Below are 23,861 nucleotides of genomic sequence, written 5' to 3' on the forward strand. Positions count from 1 at the left end.
CCTTAGATCATCGCCCTTCGAGCAGTCAGACCCAAGACTCCAACCACATGTGCCAGAGCCAGAACGTGTAGGGCACAGTCTTACCAGTCCATATCGGTGACCACAGCAAGGCGAACGTTGCCGCAGTCACTAGGAGGCTGCCAATAAGAGCGACGCCTTCGGAGCGTACCCGCCATGTCGGAACGCCGGTCCAGGTGGACGGCAGGTGAATGCGGCCCGGACGCAAACCGAAACCGAAGAAGGACGCCACCGGGCCCCGGGGCCACGGGCGCCCCGGGCCGACACGCCCCTCGGCCAGCAACTGCGCCTCACGCCGGGCCAGCACCGAGCCGGGCACGGGCCTGAGCAAGCCTGCAACCGAGCCGACGGACAGGACCAGGATCAGCACCACACACGGAACGAAGGCCACGGTGTAGAAGGTGAAGATGGTCCGCTTGGAGTAGATGAACCACGGCAGGTACAGGCCGACGTAGCCGATCAGGGGGACCCAGATGCGCCAGTCTCGATTGCGGGCGCCGAGCACCACGACGGCGAATGGCAGTGCCAGCACCGCGCCCCACCAGATGGGGATGTTGCCGATCGAGGTGATGGCCTGGATGCAACGGTCTGAGCCGCAGTCCGCACCAGACATCTCCTGCTCACTGAGCCAGTAGAACGACGTCGGCCGCAACTGCAAGAGCCAGCCGATCGGTTTGGACATGTATGGATGCTCGCTGTCCAGTTGGACGTGGAAGTTGTACATCGACAGGTGATACTCAAGCAGGCTGTTGAGTGCATCCGGCAACCACCCGCGCGCTACAGACCCCTGCTCGGCCCGCTGCACCTGCGCCCAATCCCGGTAGGCGCCGTCGTGCAGGAACCACGATCCCCAGCCGGCGACCAGGTACACGACGAAGGCCACCGGCACCAGACGAATGAAGTCACCCACGCCCCGCGCGACAAGACCCTCCAGGAACCAGGCCCTAGCCTGCACCCGCCGCAGCGCCTGGGTATCCCACGCGACCACGAGGACTCCAACCGCCGCCAACAGGTAGGCTCCCGACCACTTGATTGAGCAGGTCAGGCCCAACATGAGCCCGGTCGCCAGTAGCCACGGACGCAAATGCGCTCGGGGCGCTCTAAAATCCGGGAGTGTGCCCGCGAGGTCCGCAGCCAGCCGCGCCCGCGACCACTCGCGATCACGAACCAGGCAGTACAGCGCGGCGGTGGCGAACAGGCCGATGAAAATGTCCAGCAGACCGATGCGGGACTCGGTTATCCCGACGCCGTCGATGGCCAGTAGTAGGCCTGCCAAGCCCGCCAGCAGCGGAGAACGAGTCAGTCGCAGCGTCAGGCGCGCCAATATGATTACCGTCAGTATGCCCGCCAGCGCAGGCATGAAACGCCACCCGAAAGGCGAATCCGCCCCGAATATCTGCATTCCCAGGCCGATCAGCCACTTCCCCAGCTGCGGGTGGACCACATAGCTTGGTTCCGTTGTCAATGCGGAGAAGTCTCCGCGGGCGAACAGCTCATTGGCGTCGTCAGACCACGTCGACTCGTACCCGTTGTGCCACAGCGCATAACCGTCCTTGACGTAGTAAATCTCGTCAAACATGAGCTGATGCGGGTGTCCCAGCCCAACCAGCCGGGTGAACGCAGCCACTACACCCGCCACAACCGTGGCTATCCAGCCATTCACTCGCACCTGCCGAGGCAAGGGCGCGCCCTCGACCGGCTCCAGGCCCAGCAGGGAGCGCAGCTGATCCTCGCTGCGCGGTGCTGCCGGATCGGCGTCAATACCCAGGACAGCAGGGGGATAGGCGCTTAGCGGGGCGCCACTGGCGCAGGCGCCCGCGTCGGACGCCGCAGAATCGTCTACCGGGGCGCCGTCGGCTGGCTGGGTCTGCAGCCCCGACTCGGCCGCCTGGGAAGACGCGCCAGGGTGAGCGAGCATGCTGGGATCATCCGGTGAAGCAGCACAGGGTGAAGTCACGTCTGCGAGTCTATGGCGGCCCGTCATACTGAGGCCATGAATAACGACATGAGCGACGCCACCCCGCCCGCCGGGGTTGCGAACGCCGCGCCACCCGCGCAGGCGGACCCAGAACCGCCGGACCGCGCCGCACCGCAGCCGGGAGTCATTACTCTGGCCGCCACCCCGATCGGAAACGTGGCCGACGCCTCTGCCCGCCTGCGCGCCGCCCTGGAGCAGGCCGAGGTGGTGGCCGCAGAGGACACACGCCGCCTATTCGCCCTCGCTCACCGCATGGGAGCACGTGTCACCGGGCGGGTATTGGCATTCCACGAGCACAATGAGGCGGACAGAATCCCGGAACTGCTGGAGGCCGCCCGCGCGGGGCAATCGGTGCTAGTCGTGTCCGACGCTGGCATGCCCGGGATCTCCGACCCGGGTTTCCGGCTCGTTGTGGCTGCCGCCGGTGCCGACGTACCTGTGACCGTGGCGCCAGGGCCGTCCGCAGTGCTCGCCGCCCTGGTGCTGTCCGGTCTTGCCAGCGACCGCTTCACCTTTGAGGGATTCCTTCCGCGCAAGGCCGGTGACAGGCGCCGAGCCCTGGCTGAACTCGCCGATCAGCCGCGCACCATGGTGTTCCTGGAATCGCCTCGCCGAACTCACGAGACGCTGCTCGCCATGGCGGAGGCCTTCGGCGCGGACCGGCGAGCCGCCTTGTGCCGCGAGCTGACCAAGACGCATGAGGAGGTGCGGCGGGCAAGCCTGGGTGAATTGGCGGACGCCACCGCCGCGGGTGTGCTAGGAGAAGTCGTGCTGGTAGTCGCGGGCGCGCCGCCACGCCGGGTTGACGTGGCAACCGCTGCCGCCCAGGCGCTGCGCCTCGCCGCAGGAGGCATGCGGCTCAAGGCAGCGGCCGCCCAGGTGGCCTCCCAGGCGGGCGCTCGCCCGAACGAGGTCTACCGGGCCGCCCTCGCAGCGCGCGCCGCAGGAACGGGCCCCGCGGCCGAAGCCTGATCAGGCGCTTAAGGAGCGACAACTGGGCGGAGGAGGCCGCCCGGAGTGCCAGGTGTCAGGAGCCCTGCTCGCCATCGGGTGGAGTGAGGGGACGGTAAACCACTTGCTGGGGTGCGAAGCCGTAACTGTTGGGCGCCGGCGGGTTCGCGGCAGGCGGCGCCGGCGTAGCTGGAGGCGGCATGGTTGCCGACGGGGCACTAGGCGGCTGTGGCGATGCGTATGCGCCCGGGGCCGGTGCCGTCGCGTCCGGGTGAACGGCGCCGGCGTCCGGGGGAAAGGCCGTGAATGCCGGCGCGCCCGCATGGCCTGGCGCGAAGAGCCGGGAAACGACCATGCGTGAGCGCTTGCGCCTGCGCAGTATCAGCCAGACTGCTCCGCCCGTCGTGATGGCAGCCCCCGCCAAGGCGAAGGGGATGGAGGCGAGTGCGAGCCGGGCGCTGCTATCCCATTCCGGGGAGACGTTGGAGACGTTGATGGTGATTGTGGCATCGCCGTTGCAGGCAACCGTGTAAGTACCGGCGTCGGTGGAGCGGAAACCCAGCACCTGCGGCGGCTGTCCGCTCTTGTGATCGGGCTGATAAACATCCAGGACCGTATCTGCGGGGTCGCTGACCGTACAGGTGGTATTGGCATCTTCCGAATAGAAGCCGTACTCGGTGTCCGCGAGCAGGATCAGCGCGGTCGGTGTGCCGTCATCCTCCACGTCTACCGCGTTCTTCTCCAGCACGCTCGGCGCCGTCTGCACCGCGGTGACGAATAAACCGATCCCCACGAGCAGCGTGACCACGCCCGCGATCGTCAGGATACGCGGCACCTTCAGGGACGGTAGGCCATCTGAGTCCACCCCCCGGGGCGGCTGCGGTGAGCCACCGCCAACCGGGCCGGGCTGATTCCACACCGTCACGTCTGCCACCTCGGATTCATGTTGCGGTCACGGCGCTGCTTCGCCTACGAATTCTACGTTTGACTGCAGCCTACTGCCCCTGGCGACTCAGAATCCGGGACGCCCGGAGAAGGGCGCGGAGGACTGGGCCTGTAGCGCCCGCTTATTGTGCGCGCTGCGGGCAACCAGCCAGATGACCCCGGCGATGGTCAGGGGCAGGCCAGCGACGAGCAGGCCCACAACCAGGAAGATGCTGAACACGCTGTGCATGATGGCCTGAGCGTCGATGAGCTCACCGAAGTAAACGTCCTCTCCGGGGACGTCAGTCGTGCACGTGACCGTGTAGTCGCCGGACACGCCTGCCTCAACAACCCCGAACAGTCGCCGCTCATTGACAGTGACGTTAGACGACGGCCCGCTCACCTCCGCCTCCGTGCCGTCCGCGGCGGTCACGGTGCACTGCGAGTCCCCGTTACCGTACAGGCCGTACACAGCCGTAGGCTCGAGCTGCACCGCGGTCGATCCATTGGCGGAAATCGGCTGCAGGCCGCCCACGGTTCGGGCCGCCATACCCGTGAACACCACGATGAGCACAACTGCGGCCACAATCAGCAGCACGCCGGACAGCAGCAGGATCAGTGGTCCCTTACGTCCCTTCGCGGCCGGTGCGGCAGGGCCGTAAGGGCTGGTAGGGCCTGCGCCCTGGGGCGCGTGCGCGTAGGGGGAGCCGGGAGAAGGGGGATTGGCCATGGGGTACTCCGGTGCGGTAGGGGTTGGTGGCGTCGGTCGCCGTGTCATCACGCTCACGATACGTGCCGTGTCGCCCGCGGGGCCTCCGTGAGCGACGCGAGACGTTGTCGGGAAGCAGGTCGACGTTGGCGCGCCGACTAATCCCGGACGACTTCCCGGGTGGTTGCGGCGGGGCCGCGCCGGTTCAGCCTGACGCGCCTATTGCCGATAAAGTGCCAAAGACCCCCCGAGCGTAGCCAGCGGCAGTCCGATGAGGCCCATACAGGTGGCGGCGATCACTCCCCACCAACCGCAGTCGACGATCCGGAGGTCGGTCAGGCGCCCCACCGATATCCTCCGCCCGGAGCACGTGAAGGTGTGATCGCCGGTCGCCTCGACCTCGATCACTCCGAGAATCCGATGATCGGCCACTGGCGTCTCCTCCGACGGCGGAAGGACCGCGACTTCCTCCCCGTCCGGCCCGGTGACGGTGCAGTCGGCGGTTCCGGTATCCCACAGTCCATATGTTGTCTGGCCGTCAAGGCGCACAGTGGTCTCGCCAGCCGAATCCAGCTCCAGCACCCGCAGGTCCCTGATGGGGTGTTTCATGGGCAGGCAGATGACCAGCGCGGCCAGCGCCACCAGGCACAGGACTACGCCGATGCGCAACAGGACTCGCGGTGCTCCTAACGCGGGCGGTCGGGGCATCGCGATCTCCTCCAAGGTCGATGACGCACACCTGGCGTGCTCGTCGCCGCCACCATAGGGGTGCCGGAGCCGCAAACACAGGGGGAGAACAACCCGGGGCGCCCCCGGCCGCCAGAACGGATAGGCTGCCCCCATGAGCCGTATCCTCTCCGCCGTCGCCTGGCCCTATGCCAACGGTCCCCGCCACATCGGACACGTCGCCGGATTCGGCGTCCCCTCCGACGTCTTCTCCCGCTACATGCGCATGGCCGGCCACGACGTCCTCATGGTTTCCGGCACTGACGAGCACGGCACCCCCATCCTGGTGGCCGCCGACGAGGAGGGCATCAGCCCGCGCGAGCTCGCCGACCGCAACAACCGGCTCATCGTTGAGGACCTGGTGGCCCTGGGCCTGTCCTACGACCTGTTCACCCGCACCACCGCCGGCAACCACTACCGGGTGGTGCAGGACATGTTCCGCACCGTGCGAGACAACGGCTACATGGTCGAGCAGGTCACCCGCTCCGCCATCTCCCCCTCCACCGGCCGCACCCTGCCCGACCGCTACATCGAGGGCACCTGCCCGATCTGTGGCTCGGCCGGAGCCCGCGGCGACCAGTGCGACACCTGCGGCAACCAGCTCGACCCCACCGACCTGATCGACCCCCACTCCCGCATCAACGGGGAGACCCCCGAGTTCGTGGAGTCCTCCCACTGGTTCCTGGACCTGCCCGCCCTGGCCGACGCGCTGGGTGTCTGGCTGGACGAGCGGGAGGCCTCCGGCGCCTGGCGGCCCAACGTCATCCGCTTCTCCAAGAACATCCTGGCGGAGATCCGGCCGCGCGCCATGACCCGCGACATCGACTGGGGCATCCCCATCCCCGGCTGGGAGGACCAGCCCAACAAGCGCCTGTACGTGTGGTTCGACGCCGTCATCGGCTACCTGTCGGCCTCCATCGAGTGGGCGCGCCGCAGCGGCGACCCCGACGCCTGGCGCCAGTGGTGGAACGACCCGCAGGCCCTGTCCTACTACTTCATGGGCAAGGACAACATCGTCTTCCACTCCCAGATCTGGCCCGCCGAACTGCTCGGCTACAACGGCCAGGGCGATCGCGGTGGCGAGAGCGGTGACATGGGCGTGCTGAACCTGCCCACCGAGGTTGTCTCCAGTGAGTTCCTCACCATGGAGGGCCGCAAGTTCTCCTCCTCCCACGGCATCGTCATCTACGTGCGCGACTTCCTGGCCCGCTACCAGGCCGACGCCCTGCGCTACTTCATCTGCGCCGCCGGCCCCGAGACCGCCGACGCTGACTTCACCTGGGCGGAGTTCGTACGCCGCACCAACGGCGAGCTGGTGGCCGGCTGGGGCAACCTGGTCAACCGCACCGCCGCCATGATCCACAAGCGCTTCGGCGCCATCCCCGCGCCCGGCGAGCTGGAGGACGTGGACCGGGCCCTGCTGGACGTCGTCGACGCCGGTTTCGCCACCGTCGGCGACCTGATCCGCCACCACCGGCAGAAGGCCGCGCTCGCGGAGGCCATGCGGCTGGTGGGTGAGGCGAACAAGTACATTGCCGACACCGAGCCCTTCAAGCTCAAGGGGGAGGAGGGCAGCCCCGCCCATCGGCGCCTGGCCACCGTGCTGCACACGCTCGCCCAGGTGGTAACGGACCTGAACCTCATGCTCTCCCCGTTCCTGCCGCACGCCGCCAACGACGTCGACCGCGTCATGGGCGGCGACGGCGACCTCGCCCCCATGCCCCGGATCGAGGAGGTGGACGAGCTCGACCAGCAGGTACTGCCCGAGGCCTTCGCCGGGCGGACCGGCTACCCGATCATCACCGGCGACTACGGCGGCGTGCCCACGTGGGAGCGCCACGCCGTGGTGGTCGGCACTCCGATCGCCAAGCCGAGGCCCGTCTTCGTCAAGCTCGACGAGGGCATCGTGGAGGAGGAGCTGGCCCGCTACGCCAACTCCCAGCCCGACGACGTCACCGGCGCATGAGCCGCAAGCACCGCGACCGCTCCTGGCCGCCCGCCGACGCCGTCACACCCCTGGCGGCACCCGTCACCGATAACCACACCCACCTGCCGGTTCCCGGAGAGGTCGCCGCCGGGCCCGGTGCCGACGCGCCGCTGGACGCCGCCGAACTGGTAGCCCGGGCGGCCGCAGTCGGAGTCACCGGCATCATCACCTCCGCATGCGAAACGCCCACCTGGACGCCGAGCCTCGCCCTGGCGCGCGAGCTTCCCGGCGTACGGGTCGCCCTGGCCGTCCACCCCAACGAGGCCGTCGCCCACGCCGGGGTGCGGGAGATCGGCCCCGACGGCCTGGAGCCCGTGCACCGGCCCCACCACGACGAGCCCCTCGATGAGGCCATGAGCCGACTGGAGGCGTTGGTACGCGGCAACCGGGACGCCGTCGTCGCCGTCGGGGAGACCGGCATGGACCTGTTCCGCACCGGCCCGCGCGGCGCCGCCGTCCAGCGTGACGCCTTCCGCGACCACATCGCCCTGGCGAAGGAGCTGGACCTGCCGCTGCAGATCCACGACCGCGACGCCCACGCCGAATGCGTCGAGATTCTTGAGGCCGACGGCGCCCCCGAGCGCACGGTCTTCCACTGCTTCAGCGGGGGAGTGGCCCTGGCCGAGGCCTGCGCCGAGCACGGCTGGTACGCCTCCGTGGCCGGGCCCATCACCTACCCGGCTAACGACGAGCTGCGTTCGGCCATCGCGGCCGTGCCCGACGAGCTGCTGCTGGTGGAGACCGACGCCCCCTACCTGCCTCCGGGGCGCTGGCGCGGCCGCCCCAACGGCTCCTACCTGATGCCCGACACGGTGCGTTTTCTCGCACAATTGCGCGGCATGAGCGAGGCGGATATGGGCGTGGTGCTGGAGCGCAACACCGCTCAGGTCTACGGCACATGGCTGTGAAATGGGTCAGGTTATGTTGCTGAGGTGACGCGTAGTCGGTTAGCGTGATCAGCAGTTGTCAACCGTTAGGAAGAATTCCCGTGGGTCGTCACTCCCAGAGCAGTTCCTTGAGCACAACCCTGGTTGAGCTCGGAGCCCTAGCCTCGAAGAGCCTCACTAGCACTACTGAAGCGCATGGCCGCCGCCGCGCCGCAGGTCCGGCGAAGACCTCCGTATCCCCGGTGATGTACCGCGCGGGCGGGGTGGCCGCAGCCTTCTCACTGGCGGTTTCAGGCGGCGCCTACGCCGCTACTCAGTTCGGCGAGTCGGACATCGCCCCCCTCACCGAGTCCCAGGCGCGCATGCAGGCGTTCTCAGCCTCGGGCCAGGACGTGGCCGAGGGCCTGGTAGTTGGCGGTGACGTGGCCGAGGTCTCATCGCTCACCGAGGACGTGACCGACGAGTTCGAGCAGGTGGAGAAGGAGACCGACTCCCTCGCCGAGGGTGAGACCGAGGTGGAGACCGAGGGAGTCAACGGGGTCACCCGGGTGGTGTACCGGGTGACAAGCGTGGGCGGCAAGGAGATCGCCCGCGAGGTGGTCTCCCGTGCGGTGGTCAGCGAGCGGGTTGACGAGGTGGTGCTGGTCGGCACCGGCAGCGCCGACACGACCGACTCCTCAAGCTCGGAGGGCACTTCCAGCACCACCACCACCGCAACGGCCTCCGGTGACGGCACCACAGCCGCCTCGGCGCAGTCCATCGCCAAGTCGATGATGTCCTCCTACGGCTGGGACGACTCCCAGTTCAGTTGCCTGGTCAGCCTGTGGAACCGCGAGTCCGGCTGGAACTACCAGGCCCAGAACCCCTCCTCCGGCGCCTACGGCATTCCGCAGTCGCTACCGGGCTCCAAGATGAGCTCGGTGGCCTCCGACTGGGCCACCAACCCCACCACTCAGATCACCTGGGGGCTGGGCTACATCTCCGAGCGCTACGGCAGCCCCTGCTCCGCCTGGGCGCACTCGGAGTCCACCGGCTGGTACTGACCGCCACAGCCGCGGCTGCGTACCGGCCTCGGCGGGTGCACCCGCGGGAACTGCTGCGCGGCGCACGCGCCCCTCACACCCCCTGCCGTGAGCGGCACCATGCAGGAATGCAGGCCACGCCTCACATGCCGCGCGACCCCGCTACACGTCGCCGCGGCGCCCGGCAAGTCCATGCGGTTCCGCCCGGGCCGCCCCGGAGCGGCGTGGGGCATACGCCAACTCGTGACCTATGTCATTGCCGGGCCTTGTGGGCTTCGCTAGCGTGAAGTCCGGTAGGCACCGAGATCACGAGATCAGTGGTTCGGTGGCTGCCGCCACCGAGAAAGGACCCCATGACACCCGTCAAAGATCTGCTCAAACCCGGCCTGCTACGTGCCGGAGGCGTGGCCGCGGCCCTGGCCCTGTCCGTCTCGGGTGGTGCCTACGCCGCAGTGCAGGCCACCGCCCCGGGCGGTGACGTCGAGACCCTGCCGGAGACCGTCGTCGTGGCCTCGGCGGCAAGCGCGGACATCACCGCCGGGGACGTCGCTGCGGGAGAGGGCACGGACCTGGTGGTCGGCGGTGACCAGACCACGGTCTCCGCGGTCGCCGAGGACGTGACGGAGGAGTTCGGACGGGTAGAGCAGCAGACCGACTCCCTGCCCGAGGGCGAGACGAAGGTGGAGACCAAGGGTGTGGCCGGAGTCACGCGAGTGGTCTACCAGGTAACGAGCGTGGACGGCAAGGAGATCGCGCGTGAGGTGGTCTCCCGGGCGGTCGTAACCGAACGGGTCGACGAGGTCGTGCTGGTAGGCACCGGCAGCGTCGCGGATGACGCCGCCACCGCATCCACCGACGCCGCCACGGAATCCACCGGCGGCTCCAGCGGGGGCGGCGCCACGGCATCGGGCTCGGGATCCTCCGGCGGCTCCACCGGAAGCAGTTCCTCCGCGGGCTCCTCCGCCGGTGACGACTCGGTATGGGCGGCCCTGGCCCAGTGCGAGTCCGGCGGTAACCCCACCACCAACACCGGGAACGGCTTCTACGGCCTGTACCAGTTCTCCCTGCCCACCTGGCGGGCCATGGGCGGGACCGGCTACCCGCATGAGGCCGACGCCGCCACCCAGACCGCCATGGCCAAGAAGCTCCAGGCCCAGGCAGGCTGGGGGCAGTGGCCGCACTGCGCCGCCCAGCTCGGCCTACTCTGACCGGAGCCGACGCACCGCGCGGTAGCGCCGCCTGCCACCTGATACATCCCCCGCCGCCGCAGGGTGCTGGTTGGTCGCGGCGTCCCCGCCGCCGCAGGGTGCTGGTTGGTCGCGGCGTCCCCGCCGCCGCAGGGTGCTGGTTGGTCGCGGCGTCCCCGCCGCCGCTCCTGACATAGGCTGGGCCCGTGCCCACGCCCGACACCAGCGAGCCCGCCCCCGGACTGCTCGGCCCCGCCGACATCCGGCGCCTCGCCGCAGCGCTGGAATTACGACCAGCTAAGTCCCGCGGGCAGAACTTCGTTCACGACGCCGGCACAGTGCGCCGCATCGTGCGCCTGGCCGGGGTCCAACCGGGGGAGACCGTACTGGAGGTCGGTCCCGGGCTCGGCTCCCTGACACTGGCACTACTTGAGACGGGTGCGCGAGTAATCGCCGTCGAGGTCGACCCCGTACTGGCCCGCGCCCTGCCGCTCACCGTTGCGAGCCGCTTGCCAGCCGCCGCGGATCGCCTGGTCGTACTCGCCGCCGACGCCCTGACCATCAGCAGCCCCGAGACGCTGCCGCTACCGGATGGCGCCGCCCCACCCACCCGGCTGGTCGCCAATCTGCCCTACAACGTGGCCGTCCCCGTACTGCTCACCGTGCTGGCGGCCCTACCAGGCCTGCGCACCGCCACCGTCATGGTGCAGGCGGAGGTCGCCGACCGGCTCGCCGCCGCCCCGGGCTCACGCACCTACGGGGTGCCCAGCGTCAAGGCCGCCTGGTACGGCACCGTGCGCCGGGACGCCCGCATCGGTCGCAGCGTCTTCTGGCCCGTCCCCAACGTCGACTCCGCGGTCGTCACCCTCACCCGCCGCGAGCCCCCGGCCACCACCGCCACCCGCGCACAGGTATTCGCCGTCATCGACGCTGCCTTCGCCCAGAGGCGCAAAACCCTCCGCAAGGCCCTGGCGCCCCTGGCGGGCGGCCCCGAGCAGGTGGAGGCGGCCGCCCGCGCAGTCGGCATCGACCCGTCTACCCGCGGAGAACAACTCGACGTCACCGCATTCGCCGCCCTCGCCCAGGCCCTCGCCGAAACCGGGATGCCAGCGTCGGACCCAGAGCCCCTAATCGCCCCTCAGCGGCCGCCGCGCGGCACAGCAAACACCGGGAGCCAGACATGAGCCCTGACATGCACCCAGGTACTAACTCAGGCATGAGTTCAGGCATGAGTTCAGGCATGAGTTCAGGCATGAGTTCACTGCATGCCGTCCCCGGAGCCGGCGGGACCCCGCGCCCACCCCGTTCCGGTTCATCCACCCAGGTGCGAGTGGAGGCACCCGGAAAGGTCAACCTGTTCCTGTCCGTCGGCGCACCTGCCGCCGACGGCTACCATCCCCTGACCACCGTCTTCCAGGCCGTACGGCTGATCGAGACCGTCACCGCCCGTCGGCAGGCCGCTGATCTGCACGGCGCCATCACCCTCACCCTGGAAGAGCCCTACGCCGGTGTGCCGACTAACGCCGCCAACCTGGCCGTGCGTGCCGCCACCCTGCTGGCCCAGACCACCGGAGTGGGCGACGGCGTCGACCTGCTGCTGCGCAAGCGCGTCCCCGCGGCCGGCGGCATGGCGGGAGGCTCCGCCGACGCCGCCGCCGCCCTGCTGGCCTGCAACGCGCTGTGGGGCACCGGTCTGAGCCAGGCGGAGCTGGCGGGCCTCGCGGCCGAACTGGGGGCGGACGTGCCCTTCCCGCTGGTGGGTGCCACCGCCGTCGGGCATGGCCGGGGCGACCGGCTAACCCCGCTAATGGCGCGCGGCACCTACCACTGGGTGTTCGCAACGTCCGCGCAGGGCCTGTCCACCCCCGCCGTCTTCCGCCGCTTCGACGAACTCGTCCCGGGCGCCACGGCTCCCGCCGACGTGCCGGCGGCCCTGACCGCGGCTCTGCGCGACGGCGACCCGTTCTCCCTGGCGGACGCACTGCACAACGACTTGCAGGCGGCCGCGCTAGACCTGCGCCCGCAACTGGCGGATATCATCGCGGCGGCCGAGTCCGCCGGCGCCCTGCGCGCCATCGTCTCCGGATCCGGCCCTACGATCGCCGCGCTGGCACCCGATCCTGCCGCGGCCATGCGCGTAGCCAACGCCCTGACCGCGTCCGGACTGGTCGCCCAGGCCCTGCGCGTGGACGCCCCCGTAGCCGGGGCCCGGGTGGTGGGCTGATGGCGCATCTGCTCGGCGTCGAGTCCGTCCGCGTCACAGTCGGTCCCCGCATACTGCTCGACGCAGTCAGCCTGGGGATCGAGGACGGGGAGCGCATCGGCGTGCTCGGCCCCAACGGCGCCGGCAAATCCACCCTGCTAGCGCTCCTGGCGGGCGCCCGCACCCCAGACGCCGGTCGCGTCACGCGCGCAGGGGATATGCGAGCCGTCATGCTCACCCAGGCCGATCGATTCGCGCCCGGCGCCACCGTGCGCAGTGCCGTACACGGTGAGGCTCCCGAGCACCAGTGGGCCTCCGACCCGGCGGTGCGCGACATCCACGCCGGGCTGCTGGCCGACCTCGACCTGGACGCCCCGGTCGCATCCCTCTCCGGCGGGCAGCGCCGCCGCGTGGCCCTGGCGGCAACCCTGACCGCCGACGCCGAGCTGGTCATCCTCGACGAGCCCACCAACCACCTGGATGTGGAGGGCGTGGACTGGCTCGCCCGCCACTTGTCCGCCCGCTTCTCCCGCCGGCGCGACGCAGGCGCCCTGGTTACCGTCACCCACGACCGCTGGTTCCTGGACGCCGTGTGCAACCACGTGTGGGAGGTGGTACCCGGCGTCGACCCCGGCGGCAGCCGCCCCCAGGTACCCGGGCGGGTGGAGACCTACGACGGCGGTTACGCCGCCTACGTGCTGGCCCGTGCCGAGCGCGCCCGCCAGGCCGCGGCCGCCGCGGAGAAGCGGGAGAACCTGCTGCGCAAGGAACTGGCCTGGCTGCGGCGCGGCGCCCCCGCCCGCACCTCTAAGCCGCGTTTCCGTATCGACGCCGCCGAGGCCCTCATCGCCGATGTGCCACCGCCGCGCGATACCGTGGAACTGACCGCGATGGCCACCGCCCGGCTGGGCAAGAAGGTCATCGAGCTGGAGGACGTGAGCGTGGAGTTCACGGATGCCACCGCGCCCGATGGCAGGCGAAAGGTGCTCAGTGGCGTGACCTGGCGGTTGGCCCCGGGTGAGCGCGTCGGCGTCGTCGGTGTAAACGGTGCCGGCAAGACTACGCTGCTACGGCTGCTGGAGGGCACGCAGGCCCCCACCCGGGGCCGGGTGGTGCGGGGCAAGACGGTGGCGGTCGCCACCCTGTCACAGACCACCCATGAGCTCGATCCGCTGGCCGGTGCACGAGTGGTTGACGCCGTCGCCATGGTTGGCGAGCGGGTGACGGTTGGTGGGAAGGAGCTCACCGCCGCCCAGCTGGTAGAGCGCCTGGGATTCACCCGCTCACGGGCCTGGACGCGGGTGGGGGAGATCTCAGGTGGTGAACGGCGCCGCCTGCAGCTGCTGCGGCTGCTGATGGGGCAGCCCAACGTCCTGCTGCTGGATGAGCCCACCAACGACCTGGACACCGACACCCTCACCGCCGTGGAGGACCTGCTGGATACCTTCCCCGGCACCCTCGTGGTGGTGTCCCACGACCGCTACCTGCTGGAACGCGTCACCGACCACCAGATCGCCCTGCTCGGTGACGGGACTATTCGTGACCTGCCCGGGGGAGTGGAGCAGTACCTGCAACTGCGCCGTGAGGCGGAAGCGGATGCTGAAGCGGCAGCCCGGAGCGCCCCTCCGGCCCCGGAGCGCAATGGTGCCGCCGTGCATGCCGCCCGCAAGCAGCTGGCAAGCATCGAACGCCGACTGGACCGGACCACCTCGCACATAGACGACTTGCACCGCCGCATGGAGCAGGCCTCCGCGCAGCTGCAAGTCGACGAGCTGACCGAACTGGGGAGGCAACTGGCGCAGGCCGAGTCCGAGCAGGCCGACCTGGAGGCCCAATGGCTGCAAGCCGCTGAGGCCGCCGAGTACTGAGGCGCCGGAGGCACTCCCGGGCCGCAGCGGGCGCGCGGTCCCGGCACGAGCAGAACGCCGATACCGGCTCGGCGGCTGGAGCAAGCCGTCCGTCCGGGTCGGCTCAGCTCTCCGGTGTTCGCGGCAGGGCCTCCACGGGGGCGACTACGTGGCCAAGAGCGACCATGTCATCCAGCGCGGAGGCGACAATCTCCGGAGTGGCCTTCCAGGCCTTCATGACCAGGTCGACCGGGACCGTCGGCAGGCCCGCCATGCGCAGGACGACGACGGCACTGGGGCGATTGGTCGTGCCTGCCTCGGTGTCTTCAGAGACGGCCTGGAAGCCGGCCATTCGCGGTGCTGGCCGCAGCCGCTGGGGCTCGTGCGGACGCGGCAGCAGCTCGGCGATCAGGGCGCGCTGGGTGGCGCGACGCCCCTCCTTGGAACCGTCGTCCTGAGCGATCACCAGGCTGAGGTCGACAGCGAAGATCTGGTGCCCTCCCTCGCCTACGTGCAGCAGCCGGGCCAGGGCCGTGCCCCGTTCGGTGCGTCGCAGCTCCTCCAGGAGGTTAGCGAAGGCGGCCCGCCACTGCGGGCCGGTCATGTCTAAGAGCAGACTGCGGGTCTGCGCTTCCATACGGGCCCATCCCGGTGGGGGGAACTCAGGGATGACGACCCAGCTCCCCGGATCCGGGGTGACGGCGATCTGCATTGTGCTACTCCTTTAACAGACCTGTGCAATATAGCCGACTCCGCAAGACCTATGCTGTTGCTGTGGCCGCTTCCGCACCCTCTCCGCTTCCAGCCTCCCGGGTTAGGCGCGTGATCGCCGGCGTGGTGGATATCGCGCTCATCGCGGCTGTGGGGGTACTGGTGCCGCTGCCGCCGGCCGCTCGCCTAGCTGCGGGCACTGCCGTGGCCGGGCTGATGATCCTGGTCCAGGCGCGTACGGGCGCAAGCCCCGGGCAGGCGCTGGTCTCCGTGCGCTTGCGGCGGGCGATTCGGCCCACGGACCCGCCGGGGTGGGCCGCGGTCGAGCGCGCCTGGCTGTTCTCCCTGGCGGCGCTGCCTACCTTCGGGGTGCTCCCCGTGGTCATGGTCATGAGTACCGACGACGGCGGCTGGCGGCGCACTTGGTATGACCGCATGGCGGGCACGGTGGTCATCGCCCAGGAGCGCGACCCGAAGCCGGTGCAACTGGTCGCGGCCAACGGGCACCTGCTGACCGTTACGCAGCCGACGGTGCTGGGCCGGGCGCCGGACCCGCTTCCCGGCAGGACCAGCCGCCTACTGCCGAGCTTCCAGGACGACCCCTCGGTCTCCAAGACCCATGCGCTGCTGGAACCCGTGCGCGGCGGTATGCGCGTGACTGACCTGCACTCCACCAACGGCACGCATGCGGAGGACTCCGAGGGCATCCACCGGCTGCACCCCGGGCAGGCGCAGGTCGTGGAACGGGGGCGGCGGGTGTACTTCGGGGACACCGAGTGCGTGATTCGGTGACGGGCCTGTGCCGGGCCGCAGCATTTTCCGCATGGGCTCCGCATGAGAGCGTGGGTTCTTCCGGGTGGCCGGAGGGGCGCCTCTATCCTCCTGCGCATACGATCCTGTACACGCGACCCGGGATGCCTGAATGGGTGGTGATGAATTCCGCTGAGCAAGGCGATTGGCGGCTGCGGCCGTCTATGAGACACTGCCCAAAAGCGCGGCGATTGCTCGGCGCCGTCTAGCCACTTGTTGAAGGAGAAAACGTGACCGACAAGAGCGCCGAACGCGAGACGCTGTGGATGGAAGGGACCTGGAGTGCCGCGGTTACGCCGCGGGGAGCGCTGCTGCTGCCGCAGTCGGTGCCCGAGGAGCTGGTTGCCGGGCTGTGGCGGCTGCTGCGAGATGAAGGTGGGTCCCTAACTGCCATCCTTGACCGTCTTGTGATGGGAACTGGTGGCCACCTCTCACGCATCCCGGACTTCGGCCTGGTCATCCTGGAGAAGTCGGGTACCCACTTGGCGCTACGGGGCGCCCCCAGCCTTGAGATAGACGGTCAGGGCTTTGACGCCGCAGGCGTGGCTACGTGGATGGAGTCCTTCATCCCCGGTGAGGCGAATATCGTGCTAGCGGCACCCGAGGAGCCGGGCACGGTGGGCCGGCCCGTCGTCGACGCCGTGGTGCGGGCCTCCCGCCTGGAGCTGCGATTCCCTACCGATGCTGACACCGCCGATACCGCGGCGGCACACACCGATCACGGCAGCGCGGCACAAGCTCCCGCGGCGGAGGCGCGCGCCGATGCCACGGCGCCTGCAGCCCCACCCCGGGAGCCCGAGGAGCGCGTAGCCGCACCTGCGGCCGGGCAGGAGGCGGCGCCGAAGGCCCCCAACCCCGCCCCGGAGGCCGCGCCGGAGGCGACGGCTGAGGCTCCTGCGGGGACCGCGGCAGAGCCCGACACGGCCGAGCTCGCGCCGGTGCAGTCGGTTGACCGGGCCGACGTCCCTGGGGACCACGACGGCTGGACGGTGGCGGACCTGCCCGAGGAGCTAGTCGATGAGCTGGGCAGCATGCTGCCGGAGCCGGAGCCCCGGGAGGAGGCCCCGGCGGAGGCCGACACCGAGGTTCCCGACACTGAGGTCACACGCATGGCGCTGTCCGTCATCTGCCCCTCGGGACACGCCAACCCCACCAACTACGTGAGCTGCCGCGAGTGCGGTGCCGAGCTGACCCAGCCGGCGCGGATCATCGCCTGCCCGCCGCTGGGGCGGGTACGTGTCTCCTCCGGGGGCGAGGTCGTCCTCGACCGGCCCGTGCTGATCGGTCGCGAGCCCTCCCCGGAGCGGGTAAACGAGCTCAATGGCGCAGCACCGGCCCTGATCACTGTGCCCAGCCCGGAGCAGGTGATCTCCCGCAACCACCTGCTCATCCAGCTGGACGAGTGGTCGGTGCTGGCCCGTAGCCTGTCGTCCAGCAACGGCACGGTGCTGCGGCGCGACGGGGTCTCCCCGATGCGCATGTCCTCCACGGAGCCGGTGCTGCTGCGCAGTGGTGACATACTCGACCTGGGTGACGGGCAGTCGCTCCTGCTGGAGGACCTGCCGTGAGCACGGACCGTGAGAGCTCTCCTCCGCCGATCCCAGGATTCACCTACATGCGGGACCTGGGGGCAGGGGGCTACTCACGGGTCTATCTGTACGAGCAGCACATGCCGCAGCGGGAAGTCGCCGTCAAGATCATGAACTGCGGCGTCAGCGGCGGTCCGGCCTCACGCTTCGAGTCCGAGGCCAACCTAATGGCGCGGGTCTCCTCCCACCCGGCGATCCTCTCGATCTATGGAGCGGGCACCGCGGCGGACGGCCGCCTGTTCCTGGTGATGGAGTACTGCCCCCCGCCGCAGCTGAGCATGGTCCTGCGGCGCGGACCGCTCAGCGTTGCGGACGCCCTGAGCACCACCATTCAGATCGCCGGAGCAGTCGAGTCCGCGCACCGGGTCGGTATCGTGCACCGGGACATTAAGCCCGCCAACATCCTGTTCACCGCCTACCGCCGTCCCGTGCTGTCAGACTTCGGGATCTCCGCCATGAGCGGTCCGCGCGGCGAGGATGACGAGCTACGCGGTATGAGCGTCCCCTGGGCTCCGCCCGAGCAACTGGTCGGCTCGCACCTGGCAGACCCCGCGTCCGACATCTACTCACTGGCGGCAACCGCATACGCCATGCTCACCGGCCGCAGCCCGTTCGAGATTCCCGATGCCTCCGACTCGGTGTACGAGTTGTCCCGCCGCATCATCAAGGACCCGCTGCCGCCGTTGGGCCGCCAGGACGCACCGCCGTCCCTGTACCGCGTGCTCAGCGTCGCCATGGCCAAGGACCCCGCCCGCCGCTACCCGACGGCGCTGGCATTCGCCCGCGCGCTGCAGCAGGTGGAGGCAGAACTGGGACTGCCGATGACAGCGGTGGACCTCTTCCATGCGGCGACGGACTCGGAGGTTCCCCATGATGACGACCTGCTGGATGACACCAATGCCACCCGCCTGGGAGTGTTCGAGCCCGTGGCCGAGGCGGCCACGCACGTACCGGTAGTCGACGTCGACGCTGGGGCCGACGGGGAGCAGGACGCCGGCACCCGGCGCTCGCGGCTGCTTATCGGGGCGACGGCGGTAGCTGTCACCGCCGTCGCGGTGACAGCCGCGGTCCTGGCCTCGCGCATGGCCGAGCACAGTCGGCCGGAGGCCACCTTCGCCACGCTCGCGCCCGTCGCCAGCGCGGATCCGCTCGGGGCATCCGTGTCCCCGCCACGCGGCCTGGTCGGCGCCCTGTCTGAGGACGGGAGCACCGTCACCTTCAGCTGGGAGGCGCCCGAGGACGAGTGGGACGGCAGCTTCCTGTTCCGCGAGGACGTGGCCGGGGGCGCCGACGCCGCCATGCAGTCGACGCAGGCGACGACGGTCCAGCTGCCGGCGCGTCAGGGAAGCACGTGCATAGAGGTTTACTCCGTGCGTGCGGACGGCAGGACCTCTGCGGCCGCGGGGGCCTGCGTGGATACGAGCGCGGCGGGGGCCGCCGAGGCGGGTTAAGGCGGGGCGTCAGCCCTCGATGCGGTACGCGGCCCGACCGAGTAGCAGCACCGACCCTACCGGGGCGGGTGCCGGCACCCCGGGCTGCGTCTGCTTGATAGTGCCCTGCTGGTCTATGCGTGTGCCGTTGGTGGAGTGCAGGTCAGTGACCCACAGGCCACCGGGAACAGGTGCGACGGCGGCATGGGTCTTGGATACGGACCGGCTCGCATCGGCCAGGGACACGCGCGTCGCCTGCGGGTAGTCGGAGATATTCTGCGGATCCCGGCCCACTACCGCGGGGGCGGTCAGCAGGATCGGCGACCCGCCGTCCATGGGCACCAGCCGGATGCCCACTGTCTCCGGCTCGGGCTTGCGGTGATGGGTGTGGCTGCGGCGTCGTGTCCCCGGCGCGCTGCCGGAGGAATCGGGGGAAGAATCAGGTGCCGGGACCGGCTGGGAGGGGCCGGCCGCATGGGAGTTGTGGGCCCCGGCCGTGTCCGCAGCCGCGCCCCCGGGTGCGGTGGGAGCGTCATTGGTGGTGGAGTCCAGCGGCATCGGCACGGCGGACCAGGGCACTGAGTCGATGATTGCGGAGCGGGTGTTCAGCGCGGAGGACGCGGCCCGGGCACTGTCGACAGTGTCAACCACCTCCATGATTGGACTGCCGGAAGGCGCGAATGCCAGGCGGCCGTCGGAGAACGGACCGCGCCGGCCGGCGCGGGCGGTGCGCGAGTCCGGGGGCGTGGCCGCGGTCGGCTGGGGGGCGCGGGACGTGCGCTGCTGAATCAGCCTCACACCCGTGAGCTGGTCATGCCAGCCGCGTCCCTGCGGGTCCGCAGCAGCGGTGCGCATGAGCACGATGGCGCCGAGGCCAAGCGTCGGCACCACGCAGATGAAGGTCAGGTCGGCATGGAGGAACAGCGCCAGGCCCGCGGGGCGCCCGGTACGCTCCGAGACCAGCTGCACGCCCAGCGCGCGTCCGCCCAGGCTCCAGCCCGTCCGTCCCAGCACCACCTCGCGCACCGCCAGCACGATCACGACCGCCAGCAGTAGGGCGGCCACCCAGCCGACGCCGGCCACTAGGCGCACTAGGGCGGCGATCAGCCCGCTCATGGCCGCGCCGGCGGCCAGATCGATCAGGCCGGCCAGAACGCGTGCGCGAACCGGGGCGGGAGCGCCGGCACGGGTGGGCGCAGGCGTGGCCGTGCCGACACGACCGTAGGGGCTCCTGGTGGCGCCGGTGCCCGGCGGGGCGGGTGCCGCCGAGCCACTCCTGGCACGACGTGATGCTGAAGTAGTCGTCATCACGAGCCTGTCCTCCTCGAAGTACGTGCCCGCCGCCCACGTCCGGCGGGCCGAAACAGCGACCGCGGCGAGAGCCGGGCCAGCAGGCGGCGCCACCGGGGACGGTCGGATGCCATCACCGGAACGATGGCGTCGGCTGATTCCCAGATCTGGTTCAGATCGTACGATGATGGGTCCCCGGCGGCGAATACCTGGGCGTCGATCGCACGCGCGAAGCGGGGCAGGTCTGCCCGGGGAAAACCGGCCGCCAGCCGCGCCGCGGCCTCCCTGCGTGTCAGTCCGGCCGGGGTGCGCCTACCGAGATCAAGCGCCCGGTCAACCACCTCGTCCCAGGCCCCCAGTGCCCGCTCCACGCCGTCGCGGCGCCGGCGCCTGGCCCGTCGCAGCGCCTTGGCGGCAAGAATTGCCGCTAGTAGCAGGACGGTGCCCGCGGCGGCCCCAATAGCCGCCACGACTGCGGTGGGCAGGCCCGCGGGCCGGTCCTCCTCCGACCCGTCCCGGTTGTCGTCCTCATAGACGGGAGGCAGTTCGGCCGGGTCCTGCTGGGGCAGCGGCGGCTGCAGCACCTGCGGCTCGGGATTGGAGACCTTGCGGGCGTTTTGCTGCTGCGGCACCTGGTCGCGCTCGGGAGTGACGTCGAAGCTCACCCAGCCGACCTGCTCGAAGGCCACCTCCACCCAGGCACTGACATCCTCCCCGGTGACGTCGGTGGCGTCCCCGTCGGTAGTCGGGTCGAAGCCCATAACCACCCGGGCCGGGATGCCCAGTGAACGGCACATGAGCATCATGAGCACCGCGTACTGCTCGTCGTCGCCCACCAGGGAGTCGGCGGCGACCATGCCGGCTAGGCGGGCCGCACCGTGGCCGGGCTCTGAGGGGGTCTTGGTGCCGTCGGAGTAGTAGCCGGTGCGCAGCGCCCGCTGCAGGGCGCGGATCTGGTTGAGCGGCTCCGACTCCGAGCCGACCAGCGAGCGTGCCAGCGCCTGAACCGAGGCCGGTACGTCCTCCACGGAGCCAAGACTGACGTCCGCCAGCGACAGCTGGGTCAGGTCGGCGTCCGACGGCGTGGCGGGAACCTTGACGTCCTCAGTCAAGACGTCCTCGGCGGCCAGCCTGGCGGTGACCAGACCGGTGGAGGAGAAGGTGTCGTAGAAGAGGGAATCGCTGATAGCCTCTGCCCGTGCTCCCGCGGGCGTGATGGACAGCGTGTCCGTAACAGTAGGTACCCACGGGTAGGTGTAGCCGTCCAGGACGAATGTGACGGTTGTGGGGCCAGGCCCGCTCCCGGAAGCGGTTGTAGCAGCGCCGGAATCGGGCTCCGGCACCAGTGGCGTGCCCCGACCGATGCGCTGGAAATGGGCGCCGCGCCCAGAGGCCTGGCTGATGCGCGCAGACAGGCCGTCGTAGGAGTCGAGTGCGGCAATACGGATCCGGGCGCCGTCGGGCAGGTCGGAGACCGTCATCAGCGTGGTGGAGGCGAGTTGCGTCTCCAGGGTGCGTACCAGGGAGAGAGGAGTGGCGTATTCGGTCAGGTCTAGCGGCGGGCTGAAGGCGTCGCGTAGGACCGCGCGGGCGTGCGGGGCGGCGGGCGCGGAAATGGCGACCACGAGCGTGATGGCCGCCAGCAGCGCCCCTGCACGGGCGGCACCGCGGCGCGCCCCTGTGGTCACGCCCGCATCGGTTTCCTCCAAGACCTCGGCTACCTGGTCGTGCCGGCCCCACTGCGCCGCCAGCGCCCACAGTCCCAGCACGCCAGCAGCCAGTACCGCGCCGACCACGGCAGGCAGCGGCGTGGCCGTATCACCCCAGGCGATGGCGACCGCCGCCTCCGCCAGGACCGTGAACCCGGCCAGGTGGAGCCGTCCCGCGTAGACGGCACGGGTCGCCAGCACGCCGCAGGCCAAGCCCGTCAGCCACGGCAGGGTAGTCATCGCGGAGAAAGCAGTCAGCGGCAGGGGCAGGGTCAGCGCATCACGCCACACCGTCACCGTGGCCGCCAGGACCTCGTAAACGCCACTCAGATCGTGGGCGACATCCGGCAGCAGCCAGGGAGCCAGCAGCACGTGCACGGCCGCCGTAATGGCGAGCGTGGGCAGGGCGGACAGCCGGGCGCGGGCGCTGACCAGGCCGATCAACACGCCCAGGGCCACGGCACAGGCACCGACCGCGACACCGATTATGGAGCCGAAGGGGACGATGAAGGGGATCGTGCCGATCAGCAGGAGCACGGTGATCAGTGCCTGGTAGAGGCCTTTCTTAGCCCGCGAGGTACTCATACAGCCTCCCGCATCACCAGGGGCAGTGCCTCCAGGCGGTCGATGTCGAACGCGGTCAGCCCGCTCAGGGCATGGCGCCCCAGCGGCCGGGAGCCGCAGCGCAGTGCAATCGCCACCGTGTCCACCGGGGTGGCGGTGCGCACGCGCCCCAGCACTGAGTCATCACAACGCTGGCCGGTTACGAGCACCAGTACGGAGGCCTCGGAGTGGCGGGTGGTGGCGTGGCGGGCCAGTTCGTCGCAGCCGTACGCGCCCGGCGTCTCCTCCAGCAGGCAAGAGGCGTCTAGCATGCGCAGGCCGGTGATAGTGGGCAGTGCCCCGGCCTGGGTGAGCAGGGAGACCTCCCGGCCGTCGGCAATTGCGTTCAACGCTAGCGAGCAGGCCACGGATACGGCCGTCTCGAAGTCCTCATCGGTCTCGTAGACGTCCGGGAGCGTGTCCAGGAGCACCAGCAGGCTCGCCCGGTGCGTCTCCTCGAACTGACGGACCATTAGCCTGCCGGTGCGGGCGGTGGTGCGCCAGTGGACGTTGCGCCGGTCGTCTCCGGGCACGTAGTCGCGCAGGGCGTGGAAGGAGACGTCCGAGCTTGACAGCTCCTGGGTGACGGCACCCTCGACGTCGCGCATGATGCCGCGCAGCGTGACTCCCAGCCGGATGGTGCGGGGGTGGATGTGCACCAGCTGCGCCTCGGTGTGGTTGCGCTCGCGGCGCAGCAGCCCCACCGGGTCCGAGCGCACGGAGACGACCGGTCCTACGGTGACGACACTGCGGCGGGCCGTGGGCAGGATGAAGCCACGCTCATGCTCCGCACCCGGGCGCAGCGTGGGCACCGCGAACACCGCTCCAGCGGTGCCCACGGGCATCTCCATGCGGGTGGGCAGTAGGAGGCGTCCGGTTGGATTACGCACCGACAGGTGAACAATCGCGTTGTCACCCACGGTGACGCGCCGTTCCAGCAGGTCGTGGGAGACGGTGTGGCCCCCGCGTGGCAGCAGCCAGAGCCAGGCGGTGGCGACGACGGAGCCAAGCACCGCGGCGGCCGCCCACGCCTCCTGCCAGCCCAGCCGGAACCCGCCGGCGGCGGCCAGGACCAGCAGCATCACGCAGGCCCAGCCCGTGCGCGTCACCACCCCCGCGCCGCGAGTCACTGCCACAACTGCTTGGTGACCGGGCAGTTCAGCGGTTACGGAACGCAGGCGCGTAGCTGCACGGCGGCAGGCCCGCAGCGCGGTCTGGAGGACGGACACGGCGGGTGATGCCTGCGAGGTCGGGGCCGAGCTGGTCATGGGGTCTCGTTC

At 70.1% G+C, this 23,861-nt stretch carries 19 protein-coding genes; 11 read left to right on the forward strand and 8 right to left on the reverse strand.

Annotation, left to right across the window (positions count from 1 at the left end):
- Positions 1-25 precede the first annotated feature (25 nt).
- Positions 26-1,936: a dolichyl-phosphate-mannose--protein mannosyltransferase gene (locus GZ998_RS07860; RefSeq protein WP_162679313.1), complete on the reverse strand. Its 1,911-nt coding sequence runs from the start codon at positions 1,934-1,936 to the stop codon at positions 26-28.
- Between the two features lie 75 nt (positions 1,937-2,011).
- On the opposite strand from GZ998_RS07860, the gene rsmI reads away from it, so the two are divergent.
- A complete protein-coding gene (rsmI, locus tag GZ998_RS07865; RefSeq protein ID WP_237564267.1) occupies positions 2,012-2,968 on the forward strand; it encodes a 16S rRNA (cytidine(1402)-2'-O)-methyltransferase in 957 nt (318 codons plus the stop codon).
- Positions 2,969-3,023: 55 nt separating this feature from the next.
- On the opposite strand, the gene GZ998_RS07870 is transcribed toward rsmI, so the two are convergent.
- The 3 genes from GZ998_RS07870 to GZ998_RS07880 form a co-directional block, all read right to left on the reverse strand.
- The gene (locus GZ998_RS07870) at positions 3,024-3,872 is read right to left on the reverse strand and encodes a hypothetical protein (RefSeq protein WP_219109527.1); all 849 of its coding nucleotides are present in this window, start codon (positions 3,870-3,872) and stop codon (positions 3,024-3,026) included.
- An 87-nt stretch (positions 3,873-3,959) separates the two neighbouring features.
- Entirely contained in the window at positions 3,960-4,601 is a 642-nt protein-coding gene (locus tag GZ998_RS07875; RefSeq protein WP_219109528.1) for a hypothetical protein, read from the reverse strand.
- A gap of 198 nt (positions 4,602-4,799) precedes the next feature.
- Positions 4,800-5,288, reverse strand: a complete 489-nt coding sequence (locus GZ998_RS07880) for a hypothetical protein (RefSeq protein WP_219109529.1) — start codon at positions 5,286-5,288, stop codon at positions 4,800-4,802.
- 133 nt (positions 5,289-5,421) lie between these two features.
- Here GZ998_RS07880 and metG point away from each other — a divergent pair, with 133 nt between their 5' ends.
- From metG to GZ998_RS07915, 7 genes are all read left to right on the forward strand, one after another.
- A complete protein-coding gene (metG, locus tag GZ998_RS07885; protein WP_162679309.1) occupies positions 5,422-7,272 on the forward strand; it encodes a methionine--tRNA ligase in 1,851 nt (616 codons plus the stop codon).
- Positions 7,269-8,201, forward strand: a complete 933-nt coding sequence (locus GZ998_RS07890; protein ID WP_162679308.1) for a TatD family hydrolase — start codon at positions 7,269-7,271, stop codon at positions 8,199-8,201. Before metG ends, GZ998_RS07890 begins: the two co-directional genes overlap by 4 nt.
- An 80-nt stretch (positions 8,202-8,281) precedes the next feature.
- The gene (locus GZ998_RS07895; RefSeq protein WP_162679307.1) at positions 8,282-9,223 is read left to right on the forward strand and encodes a G5 domain-containing protein; all 942 of its coding nucleotides are present in this window, start codon (positions 8,282-8,284) and stop codon (positions 9,221-9,223) included.
- A gap of 332 nt (positions 9,224-9,555) precedes the next feature.
- Positions 9,556-10,410, forward strand: coding sequence for a resuscitation-promoting factor (locus GZ998_RS13330; protein WP_162679306.1), 855 nt, complete (start codon positions 9,556-9,558; stop codon positions 10,408-10,410).
- A 185-nt stretch (positions 10,411-10,595) separates the two neighbouring features.
- Positions 10,596-11,573: a 16S rRNA (adenine(1518)-N(6)/adenine(1519)-N(6))-dimethyltransferase RsmA gene (gene rsmA / locus GZ998_RS07905; RefSeq protein ID WP_308807187.1), complete on the forward strand. Its 978-nt coding sequence runs from the start codon at positions 10,596-10,598 to the stop codon at positions 11,571-11,573.
- A 68-nt stretch (positions 11,574-11,641) separates the two neighbouring features.
- On the forward strand, positions 11,642-12,613 hold the full coding sequence (locus tag GZ998_RS07910) for a 4-(cytidine 5'-diphospho)-2-C-methyl-D-erythritol kinase (protein ID WP_219109530.1): 972 nt from the start codon (positions 11,642-11,644) through the stop codon (positions 12,611-12,613).
- A complete protein-coding gene (locus GZ998_RS07915) occupies positions 12,613-14,460 on the forward strand; it encodes an ABC-F family ATP-binding cassette domain-containing protein (RefSeq protein WP_219109531.1) in 1,848 nt (615 codons plus the stop codon). The genes GZ998_RS07910 and GZ998_RS07915 overlap by 1 nt, the downstream gene beginning before the upstream one ends.
- 103 nt (positions 14,461-14,563) lie before the next feature.
- Here the strand turns inward: GZ998_RS07915 and GZ998_RS07920 are convergent, their stop codons facing one another.
- Positions 14,564-15,151: a hypothetical protein gene (locus GZ998_RS07920; RefSeq protein ID WP_219109532.1), complete on the reverse strand. Its 588-nt coding sequence runs from the start codon at positions 15,149-15,151 to the stop codon at positions 14,564-14,566.
- Positions 15,152-15,213: 62 nt separating this feature from the next.
- Here GZ998_RS07920 and GZ998_RS13395 point away from each other — a divergent pair, with 62 nt between their 5' ends.
- From GZ998_RS13395 to GZ998_RS07935, 3 genes are all read left to right on the forward strand, one after another.
- Positions 15,214-15,942: an FHA domain-containing protein gene (locus tag GZ998_RS13395; protein ID WP_162679212.1), complete on the forward strand. Its 729-nt coding sequence runs from the start codon at positions 15,214-15,216 to the stop codon at positions 15,940-15,942.
- A gap of 248 nt (positions 15,943-16,190) precedes the next feature.
- Positions 16,191-17,528: an FHA domain-containing protein gene (locus GZ998_RS07930; RefSeq protein WP_308807188.1), complete on the forward strand. Its 1,338-nt coding sequence runs from the start codon at positions 16,191-16,193 to the stop codon at positions 17,526-17,528.
- The gene (locus GZ998_RS07935; protein ID WP_374939184.1) at positions 17,525-19,000 is read left to right on the forward strand and encodes a serine/threonine-protein kinase; all 1,476 of its coding nucleotides are present in this window, start codon (positions 17,525-17,527) and stop codon (positions 18,998-19,000) included. Before GZ998_RS07930 ends, GZ998_RS07935 begins: the two co-directional genes overlap by 4 nt.
- Before the next feature lie 9 nt (positions 19,001-19,009).
- Here the strand turns inward: GZ998_RS07935 and GZ998_RS07940 are convergent, their stop codons facing one another.
- The 3 genes from GZ998_RS07940 to GZ998_RS07950 are packed head-to-tail and all read right to left on the reverse strand — an operon-like array spanning position 19,010 to position 23,849.
- The gene (locus GZ998_RS07940) at positions 19,010-20,287 is read right to left on the reverse strand and encodes an RDD family protein (protein WP_219109533.1); all 1,278 of its coding nucleotides are present in this window, start codon (positions 20,285-20,287) and stop codon (positions 19,010-19,012) included.
- Positions 20,287-22,563 carry a transglutaminase domain-containing protein gene (locus GZ998_RS07945; protein ID WP_219109534.1) on the reverse strand — a complete coding sequence of 759 codons (2,277 nt, stop codon included), beginning with the start codon at positions 22,561-22,563 and terminating at the stop codon, positions 20,287-20,289. Before GZ998_RS07945 ends, GZ998_RS07940 begins: the two co-directional genes overlap by 1 nt.
- A complete protein-coding gene (locus GZ998_RS07950; protein ID WP_219109535.1) occupies positions 22,560-23,849 on the reverse strand; it encodes a DUF58 domain-containing protein in 1,290 nt (429 codons plus the stop codon). The genes GZ998_RS07945 and GZ998_RS07950 overlap by 4 nt, the downstream gene beginning before the upstream one ends.
- Between the last annotated feature and the right edge of the window lie 12 nt (positions 23,850-23,861).

The organism is Actinomyces sp. 594 (assembly GCF_019325145.1).
Classification (GTDB): domain Bacteria; phylum Actinomycetota; class Actinomycetes; order Actinomycetales; family Actinomycetaceae; genus Actinomyces.

Excerpts from the sequence above, each read along its gene's own strand:
- GZ998_RS07860 (WP_162679313.1), bottom strand. The coding sequence starts at position 1,936 with ATGCTCGCTCACCCTGGCGCGTCTTCCCAGGCGGCCGAGTCGGGGCTG.
- rsmI (WP_237564267.1), top strand. The coding sequence starts at position 2,012 with ATGAATAACGACATGAGCGACGCCACCCCGCCCGCCGGGGTTGCGAAC.
- GZ998_RS07875 (WP_219109528.1), bottom strand. The coding sequence starts at position 4,601 with ATGGCCAATCCCCCTTCTCCCGGCTCCCCCTACGCGCACGCGCCCCAG.
- GZ998_RS07880 (WP_219109529.1), bottom strand. The coding sequence starts at position 5,288 with ATGCCCCGACCGCCCGCGTTAGGAGCACCGCGAGTCCTGTTGCGCATC.
- metG (WP_162679309.1), top strand. The coding sequence starts at position 5,422 with ATGAGCCGTATCCTCTCCGCCGTCGCCTGGCCCTATGCCAACGGTCCC.
- GZ998_RS07890 (WP_162679308.1), top strand. The coding sequence starts at position 7,269 with ATGAGCCGCAAGCACCGCGACCGCTCCTGGCCGCCCGCCGACGCCGTC.
- GZ998_RS13330 (WP_162679306.1), top strand. The coding sequence starts at position 9,556 with ATGACACCCGTCAAAGATCTGCTCAAACCCGGCCTGCTACGTGCCGGA.
- GZ998_RS07910 (WP_219109530.1), top strand. The coding sequence starts at position 11,642 with ATGAGTTCACTGCATGCCGTCCCCGGAGCCGGCGGGACCCCGCGCCCA.
- GZ998_RS07915 (WP_219109531.1), top strand. The coding sequence starts at position 12,613 with ATGGCGCATCTGCTCGGCGTCGAGTCCGTCCGCGTCACAGTCGGTCCC.
- GZ998_RS07920 (WP_219109532.1), bottom strand. The coding sequence starts at position 15,151 with ATGCAGATCGCCGTCACCCCGGATCCGGGGAGCTGGGTCGTCATCCCT.
- GZ998_RS07940 (WP_219109533.1), bottom strand. The coding sequence starts at position 20,287 with ATGACGACTACTTCAGCATCACGTCGTGCCAGGAGTGGCTCGGCGGCA.
- GZ998_RS07945 (WP_219109534.1), bottom strand. The coding sequence starts at position 22,563 with ATGAGTACCTCGCGGGCTAAGAAAGGCCTCTACCAGGCACTGATCACC.
- GZ998_RS07950 (WP_219109535.1), bottom strand. The coding sequence starts at position 23,849 with ATGACCAGCTCGGCCCCGACCTCGCAGGCATCACCCGCCGTGTCCGTC.